The organism is Xanthomonas sp. NCPPB 3218 (assembly GCF_056725185.1).
On the sequence record NZ_CM161516.1, the window covers coordinates 2,567,466 to 2,575,576 of the forward strand.

Sequence of the window (8,111 nt, forward strand, 5' to 3'; positions counted from 1 at the left end):
GCGGGCGGCAACCGTTCGCCCACCGCTGCGTGGTGGTCGCGCAGGATGCGGACCATGCGATCGGTCTGCTCGAACGCGCCGCCAAAGGGGAACGCGCGCCGCGCGTCTTCCGTGGCGTGGTACCCCACGAATTCGTGGGCCAGAAGGCGGTGTCGACGCTGGGCCGCCAGTTGCTTGGCACATTGGCTGCCATGGTGCCGCCGCCGCGCGAAGACGCGGACGAGGCATTGCACGCGCTGGCCGACCTGTTCTGCCAGGGATATGCATTGACCTGGCCGACGTTGTTCGGTACCTCCGCGCCCCGGCGCATGGCGTTGCCAACCTATCCCTTCGCCCGCGAGCATTACTGGATCGAAGCCACGCAACCGGAGGGCGTGACCGCCGCAAGGGAGACGCAGGCCCACCCGTTGCTGCACGCCAAAGAGTCCGACGTGGACGGACAGCGCTATGCCGCCACGTTCAGTGGGAGAGAGTTCTTTCTCCGCGATCATCGCGTGCATGGCACGCCGGTGTTTCCCGGCGTGGCTTATCTGGAGATGGCGCTCGCCGCGTTGCGCGACGGCGGCGGCGCGCCACCGTCGCGCGGCATGGCATGGTGCCTGAAGCACGTGGCGTGGGTGCAGCCGCTGGCCGTGCTCGATACGCCAGCCACCTTGCGGCTCGATCTGACCAGGGTAACCGACGAAGACGTCGGCTTCGACCTGTACGGAATCTCCGGACAGGGAGTTCGACAGATACACGCGCGCGGCACGGGACGCTGGACGAACGGCGCGTCGCCCGCCGCCGTGGATCTGCTGGCGATCGAAGCCTCCACCGGCGCACGGATCGACGGCACCGAGGCATATCGGCGGCTCGCGTCGGCGGGACTGGATTACGGTCCCGCGCTGCGTGCCCTGGCGTGGGCGGCGACAGGCGTGGACGAGAGCGGTGCGCGTTGCGTGCTTGCCCGTCTCGCGTTGCCCGAGGAAGCACGTGAAGGCGCCTCGTCGTGGCGCTTGCATCCCTCGCTGCTGGACGGCGCCTTGCATGCCTCCGTCGCGCTGTGGTCCGACGCCCGAACGGCCGGCCACGCATGGGTGCCTTACGCCCTGGAAAGCGTATCGATCCACCGCGAACCCGGCGAGTTCGCCTACGCCTTGCTGCGCGAGGCGCCGGGAAACACGCCCGAACTTCCGACCTTGCAGGTACGCATCTGTGACGACGCCGGCAACGTCTGCGTGGTACTTGACCGGCTGAGCGCGCGACCGGCGACGCAACCGGCCACCACCACCTACCTGGGGTTCGCATGGCGAGAGGCCGATGCCGATACCTCGTCGCCTTCGGACGAGCGCCGCCATGTACTGTGGCCCGCGCGGCCATCCGGCGCGGACGCCACGGAACGCGCGCTGACGCATGAAGGCGTCGCATGCGCCTGGCTGAATCCGGACGGCACGCGCGTCGCCGAACGATACGAGGACCTCGCTTGGCGAGTGACCGACTACCTGCAGGGCATCTTTCGCGCGGGTATCGACGCTCCGACGCTGGTGCAGGTCGTCGCGCCGGTCGACGACGCGATGGCCGGCGGACTTGCCGGCTTGCTTCGCACGGCGCACTTGGAACAGCCGCTGCTGCGCGGGCAGGTCGTACAGATGGAACCGGACCTGTCTCCCGAGGCGGCCGTAGCCCTGCTCGAGCGGGATGCCGCGGATCGTCACGACATCGTGCGGCATGAGGGGGGCGTTCGTCGCGTGGAACATGTCGCCGTGCTGGACACACCATCGGGCACCGCGCCCTGGAAGCCGGACGGTGTCTATGTCATCGCAGGGGGTATGGGCGGGCTCGGCAGGATATTCGCGAACGAGATTCTGCTACGCCAGCCCTCCGCGCGCGTACTGCTGGTAGGCCGCTCCATCGTGGACGAGGCAGCGCTGGCGGTCTGGCGCGAGCGTGGGGGCAAGGTTGAGTATTTCCGCGCGGATCTCACCGACCGCGCAGCGACCGCGGAACTCGTCGCCAAGGTGCTTCAGCGGCACGGTCGCGTCGACGGCGTGATCCATGCGGCGGGCGTGATCCGCGACGAATTCCTCGCAAAGAAAACGCGTGGCGACCACGCCGCCGTCATGGGCGCGAAGCTGGCTGCGGCGGTTCACCTCGACGAGGCCCTGGGCGACATGCCGCTGGACCTCTTCGTGTTCTTCTCATCCACCAGCGGGCTTTACGGCAACGTGGGGCAGGCCGATTACGCCGCGGCGAACGCCGGCCTCGACGCCTACGCAACGTGGCGACACGAGCGCGTGAACCGTGGTGAACGTCATGGTCGGACACTTTCCATCGGATGGCCGTTATGGGCCGATGGCGGCATGCGCGTGCCCGACGCAGTGAAACGCATACAACGCGCCGAGGGCCGCGTGCCGCTGGCTGCGAAGGACGGCATCGAGGCGTTCTACGCCGCGCTGTCGACGCATCACGCGCGCGTCCACGTATTGCGGCTCGACAATGACGCGGCCGAGAGGGCGCGCGTATCGTCGGAACCTGCCGAACCGGTAGCGCCATCGACCGAACCGTCTCCCCGACGCGTGACCGACGAGCGCGCATTCGAGCGCGACGTGCTCACCTATGTAAAGGAGGTGTTGTCCGACACCCTGCGGTTGCCGCCCGAGCGGATCGAGGCCGACGCTCCTTTCGAACGCTATGGCCTGGACTCGATCCTCGCCCTCGACCTGACCGCGGCGCTCGAGCGTCGCTTTGGCTCGCTGTCCAAGACGCTGTTTTTCGAACACCAGACGCTGGCCTCATTGGCACGCCACCTGGCGACCGCCCACCGGTCGCAACTGATCGACTTGTTGGGATCATCGCCATCCGCCTCGCGCGCCGTGGCAGCACTGCACTCCGTGGTCCTGGCGACGGAGGCGCAGCGCATCGAAGCCGCGACACCCGCAGCGGTCGGGGATATGCGCCCGCTCCCTGTCGTCCGCGACGACATCGCGATCATCGGCATGAGCGGCCGTTATCCAGGCGCCGACGACCTCGATGCCTTCTGGCACAACCTGCGCGAAGGACGCGACACTGTCGACGAGGTTCCGGCGGAACGCTGGGACCACTTCCGCTATCTCGACGACGAGCGGGGATCGATCGGCAAGACGTACGGTCGCTGGGGCGGCTTCCTCGATGGTGTGGACGAGTTCGATCCGCTGTTCTTCCGCATCTCGCCGGTCGAGGCGAAGGTCATGGACCCGCAGGAGCGCCTGTTCCTGCAGTGCGCCTACCACGCGGTGGAAGATGCCGGGTACGCGCGTCACACCCTGCGCGACCCGGCCGGGGATGGCGAAAGCGCCGTCGGAGTGTTCGTCGGCGTGATGTACGAGGAATACCAGCTCTATGGCGCGCAAGCGCAGGCGCTTGGGCAAGGGCTGGCTCTGAGCGGCAGCCCGTCGTCCATCGCCAACCGCGTGTCGTACTTCCTCGACCTGCACGGACCGAGCCTCGCGGTGGACACGATGTGCTCTTCTTCGCTCACCGCCATCCACCTCGCCTGCGACAGCCTGCGTCAGGGACACTGCAACATGGCCCTGGCCGGCGGCGTCAATGTCACGGTGCATCCGAACAAGTACCTGATGCTCGCTCAGGGGCGCTTTCTTTCCAGCGACGGGCGCTGCCGCAGCTTCGGCGAAGGGGGCGACGGCTACGTGCCCAGCGAGGGCGTGGGTGCCGTCGTGCTGAAGCGGCTGTCGGGGGCGATCGCCGACCGCGACCGCATTCTCGGCGTGATACGCGGCAGCGCCGTGAACCACGGCGGCAAAACAAACGGTTACGCGGTACCCAATCCGGTCCAGCAGGCCCGTCTGATCGCCGGCTTGCTGGCATCCAGCGGCGTGCCCGCGCGCTCGATCGGCTACGTCGAGGCGCACGGCACCGGTACTTCCCTAGGGGATCCCATTGAAATCACTGGACTCACCCAGGCATTCCGCGCGCAGACCCAGGACGTGGGCTTCTGCGCCATCGGCTCGGTGAAATCCAACATCGGCCACGCCGAAAGCGCCGCCGGCATGGCTGCGTTGGCGAAGGTGCTGCTGCAGATGCGGCACGGCGAACGGGTGCCCAGCCTCCACTCGGAAAGCCTCAATCCATTCATTGATTTCGCGACGACGCCGTTCGTCGTGCAGCACGCGCGCGCGCCATGGCCCCGCCAGGTCGATGAGGCGGGCGTCGAGTCCCCCCGCCGTGCCGGCATTTCCTCGTTCGGTGCGGGCGGATCGAACGCACACCTGATCGTCGAGGAATACGTCGCCGACGTCGCCCGTTCGACCGCGCGCGGTCCGTTCGCGATCGTGCTATCGGCGCACACCGCCGAGGCGCTCGACCTGTGCGTGGTGCGGTTGTGCGAGGCCGTCCGCGACCTCGAAGACGAGGTCCTCGCCGATGTGGCGTACACGCTCCAGGTGGGACGCGAAGCGATGGCGTTCCGGCTCGCGTTCGTTGCCGACGACATGGCCATGCTGCGCGACCGTCTGCATGCCTGTGCGGCCGGCGCGGAAACCGTACCGGGCGTCCACCGCGACGAGGTCAGGCGGGGCAAGGGCGCCCTGGCGGCGTTCGTGGCCGACCACGATGTGCGGGACATGGTGGCGGCATGGATCGGCAAGCGAAAGTTCGATGCCTTGCTCGGATACTGGGTCAAGGGGCTGACGGTGGACTGGGAGGGCCTTTACGCCGGCACGGACATTCCGCCGCGGCGGATGGGCCTGCCAGGCTACCCCTTCGCGAAGGAACGTTACTGGATCGGCGCCCGCGAGATCGGACTCGATCAGCCGCGTGCGGCGTCGCCGGCGGACGGAATGTGGCGAGTGCTGCGGAGGCATTGGGTTCCCGCGCCGTCGTCGGCGAACGACGTGCGGGACGGTCGCATCGTCGTTCTCGCCGAAGAGGGCGCCGTCGACGATGCGACCGCGCTCGCGGCAAGTCTCGGGCGGGCCGAGGTGGTCCGAGTGCGCGAGGTATCCGTCGCCGACATGCGATGGGGTGACTTCGAGTGCCTGGTGCACCTCGTCGCCGACGCCACGCCGCGTTCCGGCACGGAATGGATCGCCTGCGTGCAGGCGTGGATGGTGGCACGCATGGCGCCGGGTGGCCGCGCGCTCGGCGTCACGCTAGTCAAGGGCCACACCGCCGTGCCGCGTGGCGGCACCCTGCCTGCGGGGCTTTATCGCACGCTGTCGGGCGAGTACCGCCGTATCCAGGCTTCCCACGTCACGCTGCGACGCGGCGACGGGGAAGGGGAACGGACATGGATCGAACATTGCGTGCGCGAGCTCGCCGATGCCGGTGCGGACATGGACGTGTGCTACCTGGATGGCGCGCGCCATGTCGCGCGCCTCGCGGACATAGAGGTCGGCGCGCCGGCGCCATTGGACTGGTCGCCAGGGCACGCGCTGTGGATCACCGGTGGCGTGCGTGGGATCGGCTACGCCTGCGCGGAACACTTCGTGCGTGCCCATGGCGTCCGGCGGCTGGTGCTTACCGGACGCGAAGCGTTCCCGGATCGGTCCGACTGGGAATCGCACGCCTCGGCGCCGACCGCGATCGGTCGGAAAATTCGCGCGATCCGGCGGCTGGAGGCGCTTGGCGCGGAGGTCGCGGTGGAAACGGTCGACCTCTCGGATGCCGCAGCGTTGGGCAAAGCGATGCATCGACTGTGCGCCGCGATGGGCCCCATTGGGGGCGTGGTGCACTGCGCCGGGTTCGCCGATGCCGAGACCCCCGCCTTCATTCATAAGCAGCAGAAGATCCTCGACGCGGTGTTCGCGCCCAAGGTGGGCGGCGTGGATACGCTGCTGCGGTGCCTGCGCGACCATCGGGGAGCGCGATTCGTCGTGGCGTTCTCCTCGATCAGCGCGCTCGCCCCGGCGCTGGCGGCGGGGCAGTTGGATTACGCGATGGCGAACGCGTACATGGACGCGGTGGCGGAGGATGGCGAGGTGGCAGGGGTGCCGTTGCTGAGCGTGCAGTGGGGCAGTTGGAAGGAAAGCGGGATGGGCGAAGTGCGCAGCCGCGCGTACGGCGAGCTGGGCCTGCTCAGTCACGACGATGCGCAGGGGCTGGCGATGCTCGATCGCCTGATCGCGGCAGACGTGCGTGGCGTCGTCGCGCCGTTGCGGGTGGACGATGCGCGGTTCGACGCGGACATCTTGATGTCCCGTCCGCAGCCCGAGCCCGCGCCGGGCACGCGAAGCGGCCACGACAAGAAAGCGGCGAAAAGCGCATCTTCCACCGAGTACGCCTCCACGCACGTGCGCGACTGGTTGCGCGAGCTGTTCGCCGAACAGTTGCAGATGGACGTGCGGCGCCTCGATATCGACGTACCGCTGACCGATTACGGGGTGGATTCGGTGTTGCTGATGCAGGCGATGGCGACGATAGGCAGTCGGGTCGGCGCAAGGCTGGATCCGTCGCTGCTGTTCGAGCACACGACGATCGAAGCGTTCGCGGGGTGGCTGGTGTCGCATCACGGGGCGGCGCTGTCGGCGACGTCGGTCGAGGTGCAGGTGCAGGTGCCAGTCGAGGTGCCGGCCGTGGCCTCGGTCGAGCCGTCGGCCGATCGGTCGGCCGATCGGTCGGCGCTGCTGGCGGTGGTGGGGATGGCGTGCCGATTCGCCGGCGCGGAGGATCTGGACGGTTACTGGCGGTTGCTGCGGGAGGGTCGCAGCGCGATCGCGCCGGTGCCGAGCTCGCGCTGGTCGCAGGCGCGGGAGGACGATTGGGCGGGGCTGCTGGGGGACGTGGAGCATTTCGACCCGGAGTATTTCCACCTGTCGCTGGCGGATGCGCGGGCGATGGACCGGCAGGGGCTGATGGTGCTGGAGGAGAGCGTGAAGGCGTGGCACCACGCCGGCTACGAGGCGGCGCAGTTGAAGGGCACGGCGACGGGGGTGTACCTGGGGGCGCGGGGGCAGGTGCAGGCGGACGCGGCGCGGTTGGCGGAGGCGCCGAACCCGATCCTGGCGACGGGACAGAACTACCTGGCGTCGAACGTGTCGCGGTTTTTCGACCTGCGCGGTCCGAGCCTGGTGGTGGATACGGCGTGCTCGTCGGCGCTGGTGGCGTTGCAGATGGCGTCGCAGGCGTTGCACGCAGGCGAGATCACCGCGGCGCTGGTGGGCGGGGTGAGCCTGCTGGGCGGGCCTGAGGCCCTGCGGATGTTCGAGCGGCGGGGGATTCTGCAGCGCGGCCATTTCCACCTGTTCGACCGCCGCGCGCAGGGGGCGATCCTGGGCGAAGGGGTGGGGATGGTGGTGGTGAAGACGCAGGCGCAGGCGCGGGCGGACGGTGACCGGATCTACGGGCTGATCCGCGCGGTGGCGGTGAACAACGACGGACGCACGGCGGGTCCGACGGCGCCGAACGTGCAGGCGCAGAAGGCGGTGATGCGCCATGCACTGGAGCGCTCGGGCCTGTCGGCGGGGCAGGTGAGCCACGTGGAGGTGAACGGCTCGGGATCGGAGGTGACGGACCTGCTGGAGCTGCGGGCGATCGAGTCGGTGTACCGTCCGGAGGGCGAGGGGTGGTGTGAGCTGGGATCAATGAAGCCGAACATCGGGCACCCGTTGTGCGCGGAGGGGATAGCCAGCCTGATCAAGGTGGTGTTGATGTTGCATCACGGCGAACGGGTGCCGTTCCTGTCGGCGCAGGAGGCGATGGAGCACTACGACTTCGCCCAATCGCCGTTCCGTTTCACGCGTCAGGCGCGGGCATGGGACGACGCACCGCGCATGGCGGCGATCAACGCGTTCGCCGACGGCGGCACGAACGCGCACGTGCTGGTGGAGGTCGCGCCGGCCGAGGGCAACACTGCGCGCATGCCGCTGGATCCGCCGGTGTTCCGCAGGGTGGCGCTGCCGCCGCTGGACACCGCACGGCGTATAGCACCCATCGACGACGCGCCGGCGGCGCTGTCGCCATCGCAAACCGCGGTGCCGGGATTCTGGGAGCGCTACGGCTGAATCGTCACGCCGTTGCCTGGAATTTGTCGGGCGTGCACACGCGATGCACACCCTTGCCACATGCACGACGCATCCTTCATGCTCGGGGAGTGAAGGAAGCACCGTTCCATAATGAAAGGGGGATGGATGTCACAG

Annotated in this window: 1 protein-coding gene (only partly in view); it reads left to right on the forward strand. The window is 68.6% G+C overall.

Annotated elements, in window-relative coordinates; all coding sequences use genetic code 11:
• Positions 1 to 7,976, forward strand: the final stretch of a protein-coding gene (locus AC1PLS_RS10850; RefSeq protein ID WP_481103663.1) for an amino acid adenylation domain-containing protein. Its footprint begins 8,320 nt before the window's first position; 7,976 of the gene's 16,296 nt are visible here — the last part of the coding sequence; the start codon falls outside the window, past its left edge; its stop codon occupies positions 7,974 to 7,976.
• Positions 7,977 to 8,111: the final 135 nt, after the last annotated feature.